At 70.9% G+C, this 19,542-nt stretch carries 12 protein-coding genes; 4 read left to right on the top strand and 8 right to left on the bottom strand.

What is annotated here, in order from left to right; all coding sequences use genetic code 11:
• Positions 1–97 precede the first annotated feature (97 nt).
• Genes ACIBCM_RS21715 through ACIBCM_RS21730 form a run of 4 tightly spaced genes read right to left on the bottom strand, consistent with a single transcriptional unit; the run spans position 98 to position 8,815 of the window.
• Complete coding sequence (locus ACIBCM_RS21715; RefSeq protein WP_399245562.1) at positions 98–1,387, bottom strand: TIGR02679 family protein; 1,290 nt, start codon at positions 1,385–1,387, stop codon at positions 98–100.
• Entirely contained in the window at positions 1,384–5,622 is a 4,239-nt protein-coding gene (locus ACIBCM_RS21720; protein ID WP_399245563.1) for a TIGR02680 family protein, read from the bottom strand. Before ACIBCM_RS21720 ends, ACIBCM_RS21715 begins: the two co-directional genes overlap by 4 nt.
• Positions 5,619–7,016, bottom strand: a complete 1,398-nt coding sequence (locus ACIBCM_RS21725; protein ID WP_399245564.1) for a TIGR02678 family protein — start codon at positions 7,014–7,016, stop codon at positions 5,619–5,621. Before ACIBCM_RS21725 ends, ACIBCM_RS21720 begins: the two co-directional genes overlap by 4 nt.
• On the bottom strand, positions 7,013–8,815 hold the full coding sequence (locus ACIBCM_RS21730) for a TIGR02677 family protein (protein WP_399245566.1): 1,803 nt from the start codon (positions 8,813–8,815) through the stop codon (positions 7,013–7,015). The genes ACIBCM_RS21725 and ACIBCM_RS21730 overlap by 4 nt, the downstream gene beginning before the upstream one ends.
• 664 nt (positions 8,816–9,479) lie before the next feature.
• Here ACIBCM_RS21730 and ACIBCM_RS21735 point away from each other — a divergent pair.
• The 4 genes from ACIBCM_RS21735 to ACIBCM_RS21750 all read left to right on the top strand — a co-directional run bounded on the left by ACIBCM_RS21735 (position 9,480) and on the right by ACIBCM_RS21750 (position 17,651).
• Entirely contained in the window at positions 9,480–11,498 is a 2,019-nt protein-coding gene (locus ACIBCM_RS21735; RefSeq protein ID WP_399245568.1) for a hypothetical protein, read from the top strand.
• Between the two features lie 33 nt (positions 11,499–11,531).
• Positions 11,532–13,172, top strand: a complete 1,641-nt coding sequence (locus tag ACIBCM_RS21740) for a type I restriction-modification system subunit M (RefSeq protein WP_399245570.1) — start codon at positions 11,532–11,534, stop codon at positions 13,170–13,172.
• A 325-nt stretch (positions 13,173–13,497) separates the two neighbouring features.
• Positions 13,498–14,355 (top strand): hypothetical protein, encoded by an 858-nt coding sequence (locus tag ACIBCM_RS21745; protein ID WP_399245572.1) that lies wholly within the window; start codon positions 13,498–13,500, stop codon positions 14,353–14,355.
• The gene (locus ACIBCM_RS21750) at positions 14,352–17,651 is read left to right on the top strand and encodes a type I restriction endonuclease subunit R (protein WP_399245574.1); all 3,300 of its coding nucleotides are present in this window, start codon (positions 14,352–14,354) and stop codon (positions 17,649–17,651) included. Before ACIBCM_RS21745 ends, ACIBCM_RS21750 begins: the two co-directional genes overlap by 4 nt.
• A gap of 47 nt (positions 17,652–17,698) precedes the next feature.
• Here ACIBCM_RS21750 and ACIBCM_RS21755 read toward each other — a convergent pair whose 3' ends face one another.
• The 4 genes from ACIBCM_RS21755 to ACIBCM_RS21770 form a co-directional block, all read right to left on the bottom strand.
• Positions 17,699–17,929, bottom strand: coding sequence for a hypothetical protein (locus tag ACIBCM_RS21755; protein WP_399245576.1), 231 nt, complete (start codon positions 17,927–17,929; stop codon positions 17,699–17,701).
• Positions 17,930–17,982: 53 nt separating this feature from the next.
• Complete coding sequence (locus ACIBCM_RS21760) at positions 17,983–18,879, bottom strand: hypothetical protein (protein ID WP_399245577.1); 897 nt, start codon at positions 18,877–18,879, stop codon at positions 17,983–17,985.
• Positions 18,880–19,159: 280 nt separating this feature from the next.
• Positions 19,160–19,378, bottom strand: coding sequence for a DUF397 domain-containing protein (locus ACIBCM_RS21765; protein WP_399245579.1), 219 nt, complete (start codon positions 19,376–19,378; stop codon positions 19,160–19,162).
• A gap of 17 nt (positions 19,379–19,395) precedes the next feature.
• Complete coding sequence (locus tag ACIBCM_RS21770) at positions 19,396–19,527, bottom strand: DUF397 domain-containing protein (protein WP_399245748.1); 132 nt, start codon at positions 19,525–19,527, stop codon at positions 19,396–19,398.
• Between the last annotated feature and the right edge of the window lie 15 nt (positions 19,528–19,542).

Here is a 19,542-nt window from a genome sequence, read left to right on the forward strand (position 1 = left end):
CCGGGGCCCGCGCCGGAGCCGAGGGCCGGGGCGTTCCGGCACGCCGTCCCCCGGGTCCGCCGCGCCGTCCCCCGGGATCCGCACGACGGCCACGTCCCTACGTCCGGCATGACAGGTCGGCCACCAGGAGATCGAGGGTGGCCTCCTCGTGGAGCGCGACGCCGAGGGCGGTCATGGCGGGGGCGAGATCCGGGTCCCAGTCCGCGCCGACGGGGCCCCCGTCGAGCGCCAGTTGAGGAACGCCCTCGGCCTGACTGCGCGCGGCCAGACGTTCGTAATCCATGGCGCCCATACGCCACGACGTGGCTCCGTAGCGGCGGACGACCCGGTTGGCCAGAGCGATCCCCGGCCAGTCGAAGTCACCGTGGTAGGCGAAGCGGCAGCCCGTGGCGGCGAGGGCGTCGAGCAGAGTGAAGACCACGGTGGCGGCGCTGCCGGCGGTGCAGACGAGGGGCCGGGCGCAGGCCGCGTCCGCCGCGGCTTCCACCACGCGTGGATTCTCACAGATGTGGATGAGCGTTCCGGTGGGGAGCCGCAGCCGCAGAGTGTGCAGGTCACGTGGTGTGAGGTGGGCTTCGGCGTGATGCTCGGCCCGCTCTCGCAGCGCCCGTTCCCGCCAGCCCCCGCCGTCTGGCCGCAGCCCGTAGGTCAGCACCGTGCTGGAGACCTCGTCCGGTGTGACGGACACCAGCCGCCACAGTGCGCGCCGGCCGGCCGCGTCATCGGGGAAGGCGGTGCCGTGGGCGAGGGCCACACCGCGCTGGACGAGGCGTGCGAGCCAGGTGCCGTCGTCCAGGCCGTGCGCGGACCCGGTCGCCATGGCGGCGAGTTCTCCCCGGCCCCGGGTGCCACCGCCCTCACGGTGCTCACCGTGCTCCGGGCCGAGAAGTACGGAGAGGACCCGGACGGCCTGCCGGAGCGTCCGTACCGCCGCTTCGGGCGTCACACCTCTCGGCACACCGGTACGGCGCACCAGGTCGTACCACCGCGGGGCCCAGTCCTGACCGGCGAGGGGAGAGGCGTCCAGCGCCGAGGCGAGCGACGACCAGACGTGCTCGCGCCGTGCCGCGGCGCCCGCGCGGACGGCACGGCGGTCGGTGAGCGGCGGGCCGAGTTCCTCCAGGACCTCCCTGAGCCCGAGCCCGGCGGCCGAGGCCCGTAGCCGTGCGTCGAGTGTGTCGAGCCGTACGGTCACGGCGGCACCGGTGAGGTGTCTGCCCAGCAGGAGGGAGAGGTCGTTGCGTTCCCGGGCGTCCACCGCGGTCAGCCGGAGTGAACCGGTGGCCCGCACCCCGTTGCCTTCCATGCGCTTGCGTACCGCTGCCCAGAGCCGGGTGAGGCCGGGACCGGTCAGCCAGTCGCGCGTCGCGGCCGGCAGCCCGCTCATACGGGCACCAGCCGCCGGTGCCGGCCGTTCCAGGTGTAGTGCAGGGTGGCCACCCCGCGCACATGGGGATCACGGAGGCACTCGTAGATGTGCAGGGACGGGACCTCGGGCCAGTTGCCCATGAGCCGCTCGCTGGTGAGGACGAAGTCGAGATCGAGGTCGACGAGGATACGGCCCAGCCGGCCGTGGGTCGGTTCGTCGACCTTCGCGAACGCGTCGTCCAGGAGGATCAGCCGCGGCGCGTGCGGCGCCGACTCGGCGAGGCCGGTGAAGTGGGCGGCGGCCGCGGCGAAGAGCACGAGATAGGAGAGCACCCGCTGCTCGCCCTGGCTGAGACCGGTCCGGCCGGTCAGTCTCCGACGGCGGCCCGGGGCCGCGTCCTCGACCACGAAGGTGTGGAAGCGGAACCAGTCGCGGTAGTCCAGCGCGGTCCGCAGATGGGCGGCGTAACCGGCCGACGGATCGGCGTGCCGGGCGTCCTCGATACGGCGGTGCAGTACCTCGCGCAGCCGCTCGGTCTGCTCGCGCGTCCTCAGGCCCGACGGACTGCGCAGCAGCTCGACGGCCGCGCGCACGTCCGCGTCCACGTCCTCGTCCAGCTTCCACAGCAGCTCGACGCCGAGCCCGTGGGATGTGCGTACGGTCCGCAGGGTGCCGTTGAGCGCCGCGACCAGGTTCGCCGCGGTGATGACCTGTGCCGAGAGGTGGTCGCCGAGTTCACCGGTGAGGAACCGCTGGAACACCTCACGCTCACGCTCGGTGAGCCGCCCCCGTGCCTCCGCGGCCTGGACCGCGATCCGCTCGCCCACGGCCGCGACGTCGTGCGACCCGTGGTCGTCGACCAGGCGGCACACCTTGATCCCGTCGCGTTCCTCCAACTGTGCGTCGTACCCGCCGGCCAGCCGGTCGCGCAGTTCGGTGTGCCGGTTGAGCAGGGCGCTGTCCGACACCTCGTTCCGCGGGCGGCCGAGGGCGCCCTCCACGGCCTCGGCGAGCGACCGCAGCGCGCGCAGACGGCTGCGGACGTCCGCGCCGGGATCGTCCGGCACGTGCTCGGGCAGCGAGGACAGGTCGAGACCGGCGCCGCGCACCACCTCCGGACGGCCCAGTGCGCCGCGGAGGGCGGCCCCGGTGTCGATGACCGCCGTCTCCTGGTCCGCCAGGTCCCCGCGCAGGCGCTTCTCGTCCTCCTCCGCACGTACGCGCAGGTCGTGGAAGTCGTCGCGGGCCCGTTGCGCCGCGGGGAGGGCCTGGACGGCGTTGGCGATACGCCGCTTGGCCTCCTGCTCGCGGGTGAGGATCTCATCCTCGGACGCCCCGATGGCCTCCTCGCGGGTGCGCAGGTCCTGTTCGGCGGTGCGCAGTCCGGCGAGGCGGAGCCGGTAGCCCTCGTCCGCGGCCAGGCGGTCCTCCCGGGCGCGTCCGTACCGTTCGGCATCGGCCCGGTTCGCGCCGAGCAGCTCGTCCGTTCCGCCGACGGCCCTGCGCAGATGCCCGATACCGCCGAGCAGGGCGGCCAGTGCCAGGCGTACGCGGTCCAGGGCGTCGAGCGCGCCGGGCAGGTCATGGGCGGTCGCGGTGGCATCCGCCTCGACACGCGCCGATACCGCGAGAGCGCGGGCCTCCTCGGCCAGCCGTGCCGCCCGGGTCGCCTTGGCGGTCAGGTCCCGCAGCGTCCTCTCCGCCGATTCGGTCCCGCTCCACGCGTCCGCGAGGCTGCGCGCCCTGGGGAAGTCCCGTTCCGCGAGCGTGAGAGCGCGGCGCGTGGCATCGGCTGCGGCGAGCTCCTCGCGGACGCCGGCCAGCCGCTGCTCCGTCCGCGCGATCCGCTCCTCCAGTTCGGCCAGGATGCGCCGCCGGGTCTCCGCGCGTACGGCGGCTCCCACATACTCGGCGTCGCCCTTGTCGTGGCGGCCGCCGAGCATTCCCAGGCGCCAACTTCCGTCGTAATAGACCGAGTTCTGGGCGGAGGTCTCCCGCGCCGGAGCGAGCGCGACGGCGGCCAGCAGACGCTCCACCTGCTCGGGGGTGACACCGCAGCCCGGCTCGGGGGCCGGGCGCAGAGCCGAGGCGAGTGCCGGTCCGTCCGGCACCGCGGGGCCGGGCCGCAGGACGGTGTCCCGGGTGCGGGGATCGAGAAGGACCCCGTCCGCGCCGACCCACGCGTCCAGGATTCCGCTCGCCTCCAGGGCTCCCTCCAGACCGGCCCGTTCGGCCGTGGCCAGGTGGTCACCGAAGTCCACCAGCCGGTAGAAAGGCGCCCCACCGCCCGGCGCCCTCGCCGCGGCGCGATGGGGCGGGGCCGGCGGCTCGGGGTCGGTACGCCGCTCCCAGTCCCGCTTCTCACTCGCGAGGCGTTCGCGTTCCTCGCCCAGCCGGCCGCAGCCGAGTGCCAGGGCGTCCCGGCGCCGGGTGACTTCCTCGCCGTACGGCTCCAGAACGGTCTGAGCGGTCCGCCACGCCCGGCTGTCGATGTCGGGCGGCAGGGTACGTTCCGCGAACGGCGCGTCGGCGGAGCTCTCGTGGCCGACGGAGGCGTGGACGCTGTCCAGAGGCGGGCACGCGGGGCCCAGCGCGGTCCGTGTGCGCGCCGCCCACCCGGCGACACGGTCCGCGTAGGCGCCGCTCTCCTCGGCGACCTTCCGGCGGCTGACGTCGAGACGGCCGGCGGCCTCCTCCGTCTCGCCCTCCAGCCGTTCCCGCTCGGTATCGGCCCGAGCCGCGCCGGCCCGGGCCTCGTCCGCCCGTGAGATGAGGCGGGTCACCTCCTGAACCATCCTGGCCCGGTTTCTCGCGACCGCCTCGGCGTCCTCCAGCTGGTTCCGCCAGGAGCGCAGCCCTTCCCGCGCCGTGGCCGTGTCCACGCGGGCCACCGGCCGGTGCCGTACGGTCCTCGTCTCCCCGTCCGGAGCCGTCAGCCCGGTCTCACCGGCCTGGGCGAGAACCGTGCACGGCAGAGCCACCGCCTCTCCGAGATGGCCGGTGGGAAGCCCGGCCCTCTCGGCCTGCGTCAGCAGTTCCCGGTGTTCGCCTCCCAGCTCGGCCAGCCGGCTTCCGAGGTGTTCGACGCCTTCGGCCAGCCGCTCCGCCGATCCCTCCTCGGCGTCGTGCGCGTTCCGCAGGGCGGTGAACGCGGCTACGGCGGCGGTGCGCAGAGCCTCCACCGTGCCACGGCGTTCCGACAGTTCACGCAGGCTGCGGTAGGCGTGACCGGCATGCAGGGCGGCCAGGTCGGTCCGGGCGGACTGTTCCTCCTCGCGCAGGGTCTCCAGCCGGCCCCCCGACTCCTCTTCCCGCGTCCTCAGGTCGCTCGTCCGCTGTGCGGCGTCTCCGGCCGCCCGCCGCCGCTGTGCGAGGACGCCCAGCTCGTGGCTCACTCCCTGCGCGGAGGCGCGCAGGACTCGGGCCAGGTAGCCGCGGTAACCGGTGAGGAACGTGCGCAGGGCCGCGTCGGTGCGTTCCAGGCGGCCGAGTTCGTCCCGTACGGCGTCGAGGTCGTGGAGGTTGCGCGCGACCTTCTCGACCACGTCCTCGTCGAGCCCCGGCAGGGTCTCGCTGAGCAGCGAGGCCAGGCCGCCGTGCTCGATACGGTCCCCGACCGTGGGCCGCCGCAGCCGGTGGAGGAGCTGGGTGAGATTGCGGTACCGGGTCGCGTCGGTGATGCCGAACAGCTCCCGGGCCACCCGTGAGCGGTGGACGACCGCGCGGTCGGTGACGCTGTCGGAGCCGACGATCTCCTTGAGCCGGTCGACCGGCAGCGGCTTCCCGCCCTCGACCAGGTGCAGGTCCTCACCGATCCGCAGCGGGGTGACGAAGTACGCGGGCAGTGCCTTCTGCGTCGACTTCGAGGCACGGATGGCGGCACCGAGCGTCAGATGGCGGTGACCACCGTCGTCGGCCGTGCCCCGGAACTCCACCCACAAGTACCCGAGACGATTCGTCTGCTCGAACCCGTCGAGCATCAGCCAGGCGAGCGTGGTGCGGCCGGTACCCGTCGCGTCCAGTGCCCGGGAGTCGCCGTCCAGCAGATACGGGAGCAGCATCTCCAGCGCCTTGGACTTGCCCGCGCCGTTCTTGCCGCGCAGCAGCAGCCGTCCGTCGCCGAAGGAGAACTCCTGCCGGTCGTACTGCCAGACGTTCTGGATGCCCGCCCGGTGCAGCCGGAAGCGGGCGGCGCCGGTCGTCGGGGAGCCGGAACGCGGCAGCGGGACGAGACCACTCGTGTCGGTGGTCACAGCGGCAACTCCTCTTGGACGTCCGTACCTTTGCGTGGTGCGGTGACCGGGCGCCCGGGTGGTGTGTTTGCAGGGCGCCCGCGTGCCGCGGTGGCCGGGCGCCCGCCTGGTGCGGTGGCCGGACGTACAGTGACCTGGGTGGCGTAGCGGGCCGCCGCGGCCAGCAGCACCCAGCCGTCGCCGCCGGGACGCGCGCCATGGACATCGGTCACGGTGCGCCCTTCCGGAACCTCTTCGGTGTATCCCTCGGGCAGCCCGTCACCCCCGGCGCGCAGACGGCCGGCGCGGGCCATCAGCCGCATACGGACCAGCAGGTCCAGCACCGCCTCCCGCAGCGCGGCCAGGTCCTCCAGATAGCCGCGCTGCCAGTTGCCCCGCTGCCCGTACTCGGCGACCAGCCCGGCCAGCAGTTCGTCCGGCAGACCGTCCGGGACAGCCACTCCGATGACGAGTGTCCCTCCGGCCGCCGGGTGTCCGGGCTCCTGCGGCCGAAGCCGCTCCACGAGCCGTTCCACCAGCAGCAGCGCGGCCTGCGTGACCGTCCCGGTGCCCGGCAGGTGCAGATCCGTCAGCTCGTCCTCGGGGTCCACCAGCGCCACTCCCTCGGCGCGGATCTCCATCTCCAGGCCCAGCAGTTCCAGGAACGCCTGCGCTTCCCGGCGCTGCCGGGTACGCAGCCAGTCGCGTTCGGCGCCGGTCAGCTCGTCGAGGTAGACGACGGGTGTCTCGACGAGCATCCGGCGCACATACGTACGGGATCCGCCGAATCCCGGGTCCGCCGCCCGCCGGACCAGGTCGGCGCCGTCCCGTGCCTGTGCGAGCGGACCGGCGACGACCACGCGTGCCAGCTCCCGGTCCACCGTGATCAGGGCCTCTCCGCCCGTCGCCTGCATGATCGAGGCCACCGGACCGTCGGTCTCGATGAGCACGCGCCAATCGACCAACTGGCGCAGAGCCGCGACCAGGGTCCGCTTCCCGGCCGCCCGGCCCGTCTCCTCCAGCTCGATCCCCGCGTCGGCCGCGGCGGCCCTGATGTCCGCGACCAGGTGCGACAGCAGCATCTGCTCGGGCGCCGTCACCAGCACGGACAGGGCCAGCGCGAGGCAGGCGTACGTGTGCGGGGTGAGGGGCGTGCCCGTGGAGCGCTCCAGCCGGTGTCCCGAGCCCGCCCCCAGCCCCGCCTTGAACAGCCGGGCGTACGAGCTGTCGATCAGCAGCCGGTAGCCGAGCACCTGCTGGAACCGCTTGCCCAGCCAGTCGGCATGCCTGCGGATCAGCGGGAAGAGATCGGCGTGCGGGCCGTCGGAGGTGACCAGCGGATGGGCGAGCAGCAGGCGGGCGGCGCTGCGGCGCTCGGCCGCCAGGGCCACGTCGTGAGTCGAGGGAAGAGTCATGACACGCTCGCCTCCGCCTGGGCCTCCGTCTCCGTCTCCGTCTCCGCCTCCGCCTCCGCTTCCGCCTGGGCCTGCGTCTCCGCCTCGCCGCCGACCGCGGCTGAGGTGCGATCGATGTCCAGCTCCAGGTCGTCCAGCAGCAGGTCGCCGTCGGCCGAGTGCAGGACGCACCGGGCACCCGCCGTACGCCGTACGGTGAGCCGGATGCCCAGTTCGGCGTCCTCGCTGTGCGCCTGATCGAGGTCGAACTCCGTCGCGCGCTTCCCGTCCTGCCCGTCTGCGCCGTCCTCCCCGTCCTGCCCGTCCGGGCCGCCGCGACGCCGAAGCTGCGCGTTCCCGAGCGCGGTGGCCAGCAGTTCCAGGAGCAGCCCGAGCGCTGCCGGGGTGAGGCGCACCTCGGCGAACCGGCCCGAGGCGCTGCGCAGTTCGTCCGCCGCCGCCTCCCTGGCCGCCGCCCGCTCCCGGGCGGCCTCGCGCAGCCGCTGCTTCTGCGTGGAGTGGTCCTCCACCGAGGACGTCCGGCCCCGCTGGGCGCGGCTGCCTCTCTCCCGGAGGGCCACCGGTACCTCGACCACCGGGCCGTTCCACCAGCTCGTGTAGGCGGGCACCGCCTCGTCGGCGGCCGGAGGCACGCCCAGATGGCGGGCGCCGTACAGCCCGAAGGCGGCGACGGCGATGTCGTGGGCGTCCTGCGGCGCCGCGTCGTCGAACCATCGGGCCAGCCGCAGCAGATCCCCGCGCCGGGACATCTCCCCGGTGGCCGACCGGAGCATCCGCTTGGCGTTGGCGAGCAGCGACTGCAACGCGCGCAGGGTGGCGTCCCGCAGCTGATCGACCTGACTGCCCTGGCCGTCGGTGTCGCTGAACCAGCCGCGCAGTCCCTCCCAGTCCGCGAACTCACGGCCCCGGCTGCGCTGGACCCTGACCTCCATGCGGCCCTCGCCCTGCGGAGACAGCCCGGCGAGGCCCCGGGCATGGGTGTCGAGCCGGTCCAGCAGGACCGGCAGGTGCGGCCACAGCGTGTCCAGCGCCGCCGAGATCCGGGGCGCGCGGAACGCCACGTCCTCGGTGATCGCCTCGACGTAGTCCAGGAGCAGTTCCTTGAAACCCTGGTACTCGGCACTGTCCAGGTCGTAGCGGGACAGCACCTGGCCGAGATAGGCGTAGAAGTCGCGTACGGAGTCCGCGAACTCGCTGAACTGCACGAACAGCGTGCTGATCCGCTCCAGCCCGTCCTGCGGCTCTATACCGCCCGGCGCGGTCACGAGACCGGCCAGCTCCCGCAGCCCGCGCTCGACCAGTGCGAGCAGTTCATTGCTCACCTCGCGGGCGGAGTCGGCCTCGGCCAGAACCCCGTCGGCGTCCCGCTGGATCCGCTCGCCCAGCCTCGACAACTGGTAGCGCGAGCGGGAACGCTGGTACTCGCTGATGCTGGACGCCTTCACCGTATGGCTGCTGCGCAGCAGGTTTCCCCACCGCACCAGCTGCTCCAGCCGGACCGTGAGGGTGTCGGCGTCGAGCCCACCGGCAGGGCCACCGGCCCGGCGCAGCTTCGTCATGAGGTCCGGGACGGCGAGATCCGCCAGCAGTGTTCCGCAGAAGACCCGCATGATCGCGACGTGCTCCAGCCGCTCGGGCGCACTGAGGTACGCGTACGCGTCCAGCCGCCGCCGCGCCTCCTCGCCGTCACCCACCGGCCGCGCCTCTTCCTCGGCGCCCGGCCGCCGAGCCTGCCCGTCGACCGGCTGCCCCGCCTGCCCGTCGGCGCCCTGAGCGGCGCCGGATGCGGATGCCCCCATGCACGTGAGGTTACGCGGCGCGTTCGGCTGTGGTCGCGGTGTGCTGGAAATGCTCCCGGATTCTGCGGAAGATGATGGCTTTGTCTCCACTGCGGCCGGCCTGCGGGGAGTCGCGATCGTCCAGGTCTCCCCGGCAATGGTCGCCCCGGACCTCTCTTCCCGGCGCTGGTCCGCCCGTGCGGACACCGCACGTGTGGCCGAGGTCTTCCTGCCTCGGCGGTCGCCCCGTGAATGCCGGGGCGGGCTGATGACGAAGGACGCTCGGCCACTGTCGTCCGGCCACGGGATGGCCGCCCCCTGGAGAACGTTGCGGGCCGCCGCCGTGGAACTCGAATGGGATGGTTCCGGATCTGATAACCCTCATTATCAATCACAGCTAAGCACGGCACGAGGGATCGGCGTATCGTTCTGGGAGCCGTCGGGGCGGGGAGCCGCTGATGGCGGAGGCAATGGCCCGCGGCGAGGCCGGTTCCGCGGTCGAAGCGGCTGACAGGCCGGAAAACGGGGAGGGGTGCACACCGTGGTCACTGGTCTAACGGACCCGACACTCCGCCGCTCTGCGCCCCTCTTGTTGGTATCGATGTCCGATATCGCCGCTTTCGCGCGGGTGAGGCGTCCCGTCGTGTCCACTTGGCGCCGACGTTACCCGGATTTCCCCGCCGCAGTGTCCGAGAACTCGGGAAGGCCCCTGTTCGACGGTGACCAGGTGGCCCAGTGGTTGATCACTACCGGCCTGGGCAACGCCGCCCCGACGGAACTCCGTTCAGAGCTGGCCCTCTTCGGCATCATCGCGTTGCGGGACCGGTTCACGCCGTGGCAGCTGGTCGAGACGCTCGGAAGCCTCCTGTGCCTGCGCCGGCTCGACGGCCGGTCGCTGACCGATGGCACGGACGGGCCCGACGCCGAAGCCGACGCCGCCCTGTGGTCCGCGGTGCGGCGCCGCGCCGAACGGATCGACCCGGAGGACGATTTCGTCCTCCGGGAACTGCGTTCCCTCGACGCCACTGCGGCCCCGCTCGCCCGCCTCGCCGAGGATCTGGTCGAGGCCGCCTACGACGAACGCGGCGCGTACGAGTGGCTGCTCGCCGCCCGCTCCCGGCTCGGCCTGGACTCCCTCGCCGCTCACGCGGTCGCCCCCGAGCTGCGCGGCCTGCTCACCCAGCTCACCGACATCCGCGTCCGCCTGGAGCACGGCGAGTCCCTCACCCTCGCCGACCCGCACGCCCGCGCCGGCGACCTGCTCGCCGCGCTCCTCGACGACACGGAGGACCGTGAGCGCGTCACCGTCCTCGCCGCCGAGCCTGACGAGCGGCTGGCCCGGATCACCCGCCGCCGCCTCCTCCTCACCGGTGTCAGCGAACTCGACCTCGACGTCCAGACCGGCCCTGACCTGGAAGAACGCCTCGCGGACCCGGACCTCGTCATCACCCAGCTCCCCTACCGCCCCGGCGAGGACCGTTCCGTACTCGCCGCCCTGGCGGAGGTGGAGCGCGTCGCCGACCTCCTCGGCCCCGGCTGCACGGCCCTCGTCCTGGGCCCGGCCGACGCACTCGTGGACGGACTCAAGGACACCGAGGCGTCCCAGCTCCGCTCCGCCCTCCTGCGCGGCAACGTCGTCGAGTCCGTCATCGCGCTCCCCGGCGGTGTCCTGCCCTTCCGCCCCGGTTACCGTCCCGCGCTGTGGACGCTCACCCGCGGCCCCGTCCCTGCGGCGGAGGGCAAGGTCCTGCTGGCCGACATCAGCTCCGAGCAGCTCACGGCGGATGTGCGTGTGCGGCTCGCCGAGGACGTTCTCCTCTGGCGCGCGGAAGGTCTCCGGACGCTCGACGGCCACGACCCGCGCTACGGCCGCGTGGTCCCCGTCGCCGACCTGGACCGGGCCTTCGGCGGCCCGCTGACCCCACCCGCGCCGCCCGCCTCCGCGATCTGGTCCGACGAGGTCAAGGAGCGCCCCGCCCTTGTCGCCGAGGCCGAGGCGCGCCTGGAGCGCGCGACGGCGGACGCCCGCGCGTACGAGGACGAGCAGGGCCCCTACCGAGGCGGCGTACTGCGCCGGGTGGACCGCCTGCCCCGGCGCACCACCCTCGGCAAGCTGATCGCCGGACGCGCGGTGACCCGGCTCCCGGGCCACCGCGTCGACGACCGGGACCTCACGTCGAACGGCCACCACGCGGTCCTCGGCCCCGAGGAGATCACGGGCGAACGGCCCGTCGGCGCACGCCGTATCGACCGGCTGGTCCTGGCCACCGAGTACGACCGGGTGGCGCTCACCGAGCCCGGCGACGTCGTTTACACCCTCACGCCCCGCCTCGGCCTGTACGTCGACCACGAGGGCTTCTCGGTGGCGGCCTTCCCGGCCCGTGTCCTGCGCGTCAACCCCGGCACCGCCCGCCCGCTGACCCCGCGCGTCCTCGCGGCCCTGCTGGGCGCCGCCCGGGGGACCGGCCGCAGCCCCAGCGCGGTACGCCCGGCCCGCCGTATCGAGGACTACCAGCTCCCCGACCTGGACTCGGACGAGGTGTTCCGCTTCGACGCCCTGCTGGCCGAGACCGAACGCAGGGAACGCCTGCTGCGCGCTCAGGCCAAGGCCCTCGCCGAGGCCCGCGGCTCGACCATCGCCGGCATGGCGGACGGCACGCTCACCCTCGCCGCCCCGCCCGCCCGGCGCACAGAACGTACGTAGTCCATCCACCGACAGGAACCGGAAGAAGGAACGATGCCTCCCCGCAAGCGAGCCGCGGCAGCCGCCGGACAGGGCGAACTGCTCAGTGTCTCCAGCACCAAGGAGATCCAGGACATCCTGTGGAAGGCCGCGGACAAGCTCCGAGGCTCCATGGACGCCGCCCAGTACAAGGAGTTCGTACTCGGCCTGGTCTTCCTGAAGTACGTCTCCGACGCCTTCACCGAACGCCGCGAGGAACTCGCCGCCGATCCCGAGCTGGCCCAGATCCCCGAGCACCGTCGGGCGGCCTTCCTGGAGGAGAAGGACGAGTACACCGAGAAGAACGTGTTCTGGGTGCCGCCGACGGCCCGCTGGGACTACCTCTCGGAGAACGCGGCCAGTGCGGCGGACGGTGTCGGAGCACTCCTCGACACGGCCATGGACGAGGTGATGAAGGCCAACAAGGCTCTCACCGGCGTACTCCCGAAGATCTTCAACCGCGACAACGTCGACCAGAACCGCCTCAAGGAACTCGTCGACCTCATCAGCGACGCCCGCTTCACCGGCCACGGCGACCGTCCGGCCCAGGACGTGCTGGGGGAGACGTACGAGTACTTCCTGGAGAAGTTCGCCCGTGCCGAGGGCAAGCGGGCCGGTGAGTTCTACACCCCGGCGAGCGTGGTCCGCCTGATCGTCGAAGTGCTGGAGCCGTACGAGGGGCGGGTGTACGACCCGGCGTGCGGCTCGGGCGGCATGTTCGTGCAGAGCGGCAAGTTCGTCACGCGGCGGCGCGGCAGGGACCACACGCACGATCTCGCGATCTACGGCCAGGAGGCCAACGAACGCACCTGGCGCCTGGCCAAGATGAACCTCGCCATCCACGGCATGGACCCCAAGGGCGTCGGCGACCGCTGGGCGGACACCTTCGCGGACGACAAGCTGCCGGATCTGAAGGCCGACTTCGTCATGGCGAACCCGCCCTTCAACATGTCCGACTGGGCGAGGAAGTCGGACGACCGGCGCTGGCGCTACGGCACTCCGCCTCAGTCGAACGCCAACTACGCGTGGCTCCAGCACATCGTGTCCAAGCTGGGGGACCGGGGCAGCGCGGGCGTGGTCCTGTCGAACGGGTCGATGTCCTCGAAGCAGTCGGGCGAGGGCGAGATCCGCGCGGCGATGGTCGAGGCGGACCTGGTCTCCTGCATGATCGCGCTTCCGGGCAACCTGTTCCGTACGACGGCGATCCCGGCGTGCCTGTGGTTCCTGACGAAGGACAAGTCCCCGCAGGGCGCGAAGGCGTTGGAGGACCGGCGGAGCCGGGTGCTGTTCATCGACGCCCGCTCGATGGGCACGATGGTCGACCGCACGGAGCGGGTCCTCACGGAGGAGGACCTGGAGAGGATCTCCGACACGTACCACGCGTGGCGGGGCACCAAGTCGGCGAAGGGCAAGGGCCTTTCGTACGAGGACGTTCCGGGCTACTGCTACAGCGCGACGCTGGAGGAGATCGAGAAGCACGACTATGTGCTGACGCCGGGGCGGTATGTGGGGGCGGCGGAGGTCGAGGAGGATCCGGACGCGGAGCCGGTGGGGGAGCGGATCGCCCGGCTGACGAAGGAGCTGTTCGAGCAACTGGACGAGTCGGCGCGGTTGGATGCTGTGGTGCGGGAGCAGTTGGGGAGGATCGGTGGTTGAGCGAACGGTGTCGCTTGCAGAGTTGGTCGACGAGAATCAGATTGAAGTCGGCGCTGGACGGCCTCGATCGGTCAACCAGGGGCGGGATCCACTCCCCATTTTGAGGGTTGCAGATGTCTTGGATGGAAAGGTTGGATCATTCGATTTCAGCTCATCCCTGGAGAGTCATTCTCGGGATCTTGGCCCAAAGGTCTCGCGCCCCGGAGACATTGTCCTCACCGTCAAAGGAACTGTGGGTCGAGTTGCTTTGATTCCAAGCGAAGGCCCACGCTTCGCCTACAGTCCGCAGTTGTGTTATTTTCGGCCACGCGCGGATGGTCCACTGGTGGCGCGATATCTGTATTACTGGTTCAAGAGTACCGATTTTTGGATTCAGGCGAATGCCCTCAAGGGGCAAACCGACATGGCGGACTTTATCAGCTTGGGCGATATTTTGTCGCTCAAGCTGCGGGTCCCTTCGCGAGTGCAGCAAGACGGTGTAGTTGGTGTTCTCGGGGCGCTAGACGACAAGATCGCGGTCAACGAGCGCATCGCGGCCACTGCGGACTCTCTCAGGTCGGCTTGCTGCTTGGGAGCGCACGCGGAGGCTCCTGGAGAGTTCCGTCAAGAGGCGCTCTCCAGCGCGGCATTGTTCATAAACGGGCGCGCCTTTACAAGAGATGCAACTGGTACGGGTCGGATGGTGGTCAGAATCGCGGAAATCAATTCCGGCCCCGGGGGCTCGACCGTCTACAATGACATCCAGGCACCCGATAAGCACCTCGCCCGCCCTGGTGATGTTCTTTTCGCTTGGTCGGGATCCCTCACTGTGGCTCGATGGTTCCGTCCCGAAGCAATCGTGAACCAGCACATCTTCAAGGTGGTGCCAAGAGATAATCGACCGATGTGGCTTGTTGCAGAGCTTCTCCGGCTCAAGCTCGACGAGTTCCGTGCGATTGCTGCTGACAAAGCGACCACGATGGGGCATATTCAGCGCCGACACCTTGACGAGCCAGTTCTGACTCCGAGCGTCGCGATGACGCAGAAGCTCGACGCTCGAATCGGTCATCTGTGGGACAGAGCGCTTGCGGCAGAGCAAGAGTCGCTCAAGCTCGCCACCCTCCGCGACACCCTCCTCCCCCAACTCATGTCCGGCAAGCTCCGCGTCCGAGACGCCGAGAAGATCGTGGAGGACGCCGTATGACCAGTGCCAGTGGCCGCGACCATGAGCACGCCACGACGCACCACCCCACCGCTCCCCACCCCATCCCCGCCCACCTCGACGCCAAAATGACCGAGTCAACCTGGGAGAACCTGGCCCTGGACGAACTCGCCCAACTCGCCTGGCAGACCAAACCCGGCAAGGACCTCGCGCCCGGCACCGGCCACCGTCGCGACTGGGACGACCTCATCCTGCACGACGAGCTCCAGTCGGCCATCGAGCGGCTGAACCCGGAGCTGACCCCCACCGCCGTCCAAGAGGCGCTGCGCATCGCCACCGACCCCGCCTCCCGGGAGGCGTACCCGGAGAACCGGCAGGCACACGGAGACCTCACAGCTGGCATTCGCCTCACCTACACCGACGAGTTCGGCGCCGAGCAGACCCCGACCGTCCGTCTCGTCGACTTCACGGACCCCGGCGCGAACAGCTACCTCGCCGTGAACCAGGTCACCCTCAGGGAGACCGACGGCAGTCACCGCCGCTTCGACATAGTCCTCCACGTCAACGGCCTCCCCCTCGCCGTCGTCGAGCTCAAGAGCGCCTCCGATGAGAACGCGACCCTCAAGTCCGCGCACGCCCAACTCCAGACCTACGTCTCGGAGTTCCCGATCGCATTCCGCTACAACGTCCTCTGCCTGGTCTCGGACGGCATAACCGCCAAGTACGGCACGGTCTTCACGCCGTACGAGCACTTCGCGCCCTGGAACGTCGACCACGAGGGCAACCGTGTCGACACCAACGCCCCGGGCTACGACGGCCTGGACGCGCTCACCCTCGCCCTCCACGGCCTCTTCGCGCAGGACCGCTTCCTCTCCCTCACCCGTAACTTCGTCAACTTCCCCCCGCCCAAGCCCGGCGAGCCGCTCTCCGGCAAGCGCATCGCGAAGCCGCACCAGTACTTCGCCGTCAACAAGGCGGTGGACGCGGTCGTCGAGGCGTCCCGCGAGAGCGGGCAGGCCGGTGTCGTCTGGCACACCCAAGGCGCCGGGAAGTCGGAGGAGATGGTGGAGACGGCCGCTCTCGTCTCGCGCCATCCGGCCCTGAACAACCCCACCATCGTCGTCATCACCGACCGCAACGACCTCGACGACCAGCTCTACGACACCTTCCGGGACAGCAAGACCCTTCTCGGGCAGGAGCCCCTCCAGGTCAACACGCGTGAGGAGCTGCGCACCGAGCTGAAGAGCCGCAACGTCGGCGGGATCGTCTTCACCACCCTCCAGAAGTTCGGCCTGAGCAAGGAGGAGAAGGAAGCCGGCAAGTCGCACCCCCTCCTCTCCGAGCGCCGCAACATCCTGGTGATCGTCGACGAGGCGCACCGCTCGCACTACGACAGCCTCGACGGCTACGCCCGCCACCTCCGGGACGCCCTCCCATACGCCACTCTCCTCGCCTTCACCGGCACGCCGATCTCCAGGGCTGACGCCGACACCCGCGCGGTCTTCGGCGAGTACATCGACGTCTACGACCTGAAGCGCGCCGTCGACGACGGAGCCACCGTCCGCGTCTACCACGAGCCGCGCGTCATCGAGGTCGACCTGCCCGAGGACGTCGACCCGGGCACGATTGACGAGCAGGCCAACACCCTCACCGAGGGCATGGACGACGCCGAGCGCCGCCGCGCCATCCAGTACGCGACGACGATGAACACCGTCTACGGCGCCCCCGACCGGATAGCGACCCTCGCCGACGACCTGATCGCCCACTGGGAGGAGCGCCGGGAGCTGGTCAAGCCGGACCTCGGCGGCCCCGGTAAAGCGATGGTCGTGTGCATGACGCGGGACATCTGCGTATCGCTCTTCGACGCACTGGCAGCCCGCCGGCCGGAGTGGGTCGGCAAGGAAGCCGACCAGGGCGTGATGAAGATCGTCTTCCACACCGAACCCTCCGACGAGCCGCGCCTGCGTGAGCACGGTCTCCGCCCGTCCCGGCAGAAGGTCGTCCAGGCCCGCGCCAAGGACCCGGACGACGAACTGGAACTGCTCATCGTCCACTCGATGCTGCTCACCGGATACGACGCGCCGCCCATCCACACCCTGTACATGGACCGCCCGATGCAGGGCGCCAACCTGATGCAGGCCCTGGCCCGCGTCAACCGCCGCTTCCGAGGCAAGCAGGACGGCCTCCTCGTCGGCTACGCGCCCCTCACCGACAACCTCGCCAAGGCTCTGCGCGAGTACTCGGACCAGGACCGCAAGGACCAGACACTCGGCGCGGACATCGAGCGGGCCATCACGGAGGTCAAGAACGAGCTGTCGACCATCAAAGGGCTGCTGGCCGGGAGCCGTTGGAGGGAGTGGATCGCCGACACCGGTCGCCCCGACACCCGCAAGCGTGCACTGCGCCTTACCGCCGACTTCCTCCGCGACCCGAAGAACCCCGGCAACAAGGTCGAGCCCGGTGCCAAGCCGCTCTCCGTCCGCTTCAAGGACAGCGCTGCCCGACTCGATCGTTTCTACCGGCTCTGCGCGATGAGCCGCGAGATCGCCGAGCGCTGCGAGGACCTGGATGACTGGCGCGCCGACATCGCGTTCTTCAAAGAGGTCCGGGCCTGGATGATCAAACTCGACGCCGCCCAGCGCGAGGCGAGCGGGGAGCCGCTCAGCGCCGAGGTCCAGCGCTACCTCCAGGCCCTCGCGGCCTCGGTCGTCGACGCCGACGAGATCACCGACCTGTACGCGGAGGCCGGGATCGGCCGGCTGGACATCACCCGCCTCAACGAGGCACAGCTGCGCAGGCTGGAGGACTCCGAGACCCCGCACCTGGTCACCGAAGCCCTGCGCCGGATGATCCAGCAGAAGATGCGCGAGGTGACCAAGCACAACGTCGTCCGGAACGAGAGCTTCGCCCAGCGCCTCGACGACCTGATGAAGCGGTACATGCTCCAGCAGCTCACCAGCGCCCAGGTGATCGCCGAACTCGCCGCGCTGGCGAAGGAGGTGTCGGCGGAGGCCCGCCGAGGCGAGCAGTTCGACCCTCCGCTCAGCCACGCGGAGCTGGCTTTCTACGACGCGGTCGCCCACCGGGACATGGCCGAGCTGATGGAGGGCGGCCAGGACACGCTCGCCAAGATCGCCCGGTCCCTGGTGAAGGACATCCAGAAGAACCTCTCCGTCGACTGGCTCTCCCGCGAGCCGGTCCGGGCCAAGCTGCGCACCCGCATCCGTCGCGTGCTGGCCATGTTCGACTATCCGCCGGAGGAGGAGCGCGAGGCGGTCGACCTCGTCCTCAAGCAGATGGAGATCGTGGCCGCGCTGTGGGCGCCCGCGGCGAAGTAGACGCGAGTGCGTGACGGTCTCCGGACCTGTCCGGGACCGTCCGTTCGTCACGGCCAGGTGCGCTCGACGCGGTCGCGCCGTACCGCGTAGGCCGCGGGACCGCCCCGGCCTATAGCCCGGTGGATCGCCTCGCGGTGCATTTCGAGCCGTTCGACCATCTCGACACTGCGAAGCTGCTGGTTGTCGAGGTAGAAGAGCACCGCGTCCCGTTCAAGAACCGGCCGGATCTCCAGGTCCCGGCTCTTGATCCGCTTTCGTGCCCGCCACGGGCTTCGCATCGTCGTACATCAAGCTTCCCGCCCGAGGGCCGGCAGCACACCTGCCCACCGGCTCAGGCGGTGGCACGCAGATGGGTCCGGCAGTCGCGGCAACGCCCTGGCTCAAGCGCGCGGAAGGCACGCTCACACTCCTCGCAGTTCTGGAAGGGCAGTAAGGCCGCGTGGTGGTCGGTAGGAGGCGGTGGTGGCGGGGCGGGCAGGGGTGTTTCACGGAGGCGGAAGGCGAGGATGCCGGCCGGGCGGGTCAGGAAGTGGTCCGGGAGCCGTAAAGTCAGCAGCTCGGTGATCTGGCGGGGTGGGACACCGGCCGCGAGCCATCCGGCGACGGCGGGCGCCAGCCGCACGGCCTCCCGCTCGGACAGGACGAGCCGTGGATCGACGCGCCGCAGCGAGGCCAGAACGGCGACTGCCTCCGGGGCCATGTCGGAGAGCGACGACTGTTGCTCCGGCTGGTCCGGAGCGGGGGCGGGCGTTGCTTCCGCGTTGGTAGCCGAAGCGGGTGCCGCGTCCGTGGTGGTAGCCGAAGCGGGCGCGGACTGCTCGGCCGCGTACGACCCCCGGGGCCGGGGCGGCTTCGGAGGCTCGGGCGGGCCGTCCGGGCCGCCGGGTACGTCGTAGAAGTACGTCCGGGTGCGGATCTGCCCGGAGGGCAGGCGCTCGCGGCGGCGTTCCAGGTAGCCGGCGGCTTCCAGCTCCCTGAGCGCCCGCGAGATCAGGATCTCGCCCTCGGTGAAGTGCTCGCAGAGGGCGGCGATGGTCACGGGGGAGCCGGTGGGCAGGGAGAGGATGTACACCGCCACACCGACCGTGACGGCACTGCCGCGCCGTTGGGCGAGGGCGTTGGAGATCACGGTGAAGTCGGCTGTCAGCCGGGTACGTAAGTGGATCACGCCGGAGGTCGGAGTTGCGGCGTCGGCGCGCGCGTGCGCGTTAGACTGCGGGTCAGCCATTGGGAAGGGTCTGCTTCCTGATCGGTCAGGCCCTCGATCGGGATGCCAGTCCCGGCCGGGGGCCGTATCTGTTTGCGGTTGTCGCGGCGAACGTAACCGTCTGTATCCCTCCCCTGCAAGCCGTTCACCCGAACGGGTGATGCCCGCCTTCTGGCGGGGGAGGGAGGGTGGGTGGGTAGTTCTTTCCCCGGTTCTTTGAGGAGGTCAGTGGCCGACCGGACCCTCGCGGACAAGGGCCCGGTGCGCCCGGAAGACGGACGACGGCCGGGAACCGGCTGCCTCAGGGACGGTCGGGTCCGGCCTTCAACTCGCGTATGAAGGCGGTCCAGGTGGCGGTTTCGAAGCACAGCGCCGGGCCGTGCGGGGCTTTGCTGTCACGAACCGGGATGACGGCCTGGAACTCGTCGGCCACCTCTACGCAGTCGCCGCCCGCCTGATTGCTGTAGCTGCTCTTGCGCCAGGCGGCGCCGTTCAGATCGGGACGGGAGATTCGCGCCACGGTGGTTGTCCTCCAGCTCAGGGACGGTCGGGACCGGCCTTCAACTCGCGTATGAAGGCGGTCCAGGAGGCGGTTTCGAAGCACAGCGCCGGGCCGTGCGGGGCTTTGCTGTCACGAACCGGGATGACGGCCTGGAACTCGTCGGCCACCTCTACGCAGTCGCC

Origin of the sequence: Streptomyces sp. NPDC051018 (assembly GCF_044456085.1) — a bacterium.
Taxonomy (GTDB): domain Bacteria; phylum Actinomycetota; class Actinomycetes; order Streptomycetales; family Streptomycetaceae; genus Streptomyces.

Excerpts from the sequence above, each read along its gene's own strand:
- ACIBCM_RS21715 (WP_399245562.1), bottom strand. The coding sequence starts at position 1,387 with ATGAGCGGGCTGCCGGCCGCGACGCGCGACTGGCTGACCGGTCCCGGC.
- ACIBCM_RS21725 (WP_399245564.1), bottom strand. The coding sequence starts at position 7,016 with ATGACTCTTCCCTCGACTCACGACGTGGCCCTGGCGGCCGAGCGCCGC.
- ACIBCM_RS21730 (WP_399245566.1), bottom strand. The coding sequence starts at position 8,815 with ATGGGGGCATCCGCATCCGGCGCCGCTCAGGGCGCCGACGGGCAGGCG.
- ACIBCM_RS21740 (WP_399245570.1), top strand. The coding sequence starts at position 11,532 with ATGCCTCCCCGCAAGCGAGCCGCGGCAGCCGCCGGACAGGGCGAACTG.
- ACIBCM_RS21750 (WP_399245574.1), top strand. The coding sequence starts at position 14,352 with ATGACCAGTGCCAGTGGCCGCGACCATGAGCACGCCACGACGCACCAC.
- ACIBCM_RS21755 (WP_399245576.1), bottom strand. The coding sequence starts at position 17,929 with ATGCGAAGCCCGTGGCGGGCACGAAAGCGGATCAAGAGCCGGGACCTG.
- ACIBCM_RS21760 (WP_399245577.1), bottom strand. The coding sequence starts at position 18,879 with ATGGCTGACCCGCAGTCTAACGCGCACGCGCGCGCCGACGCCGCAACT.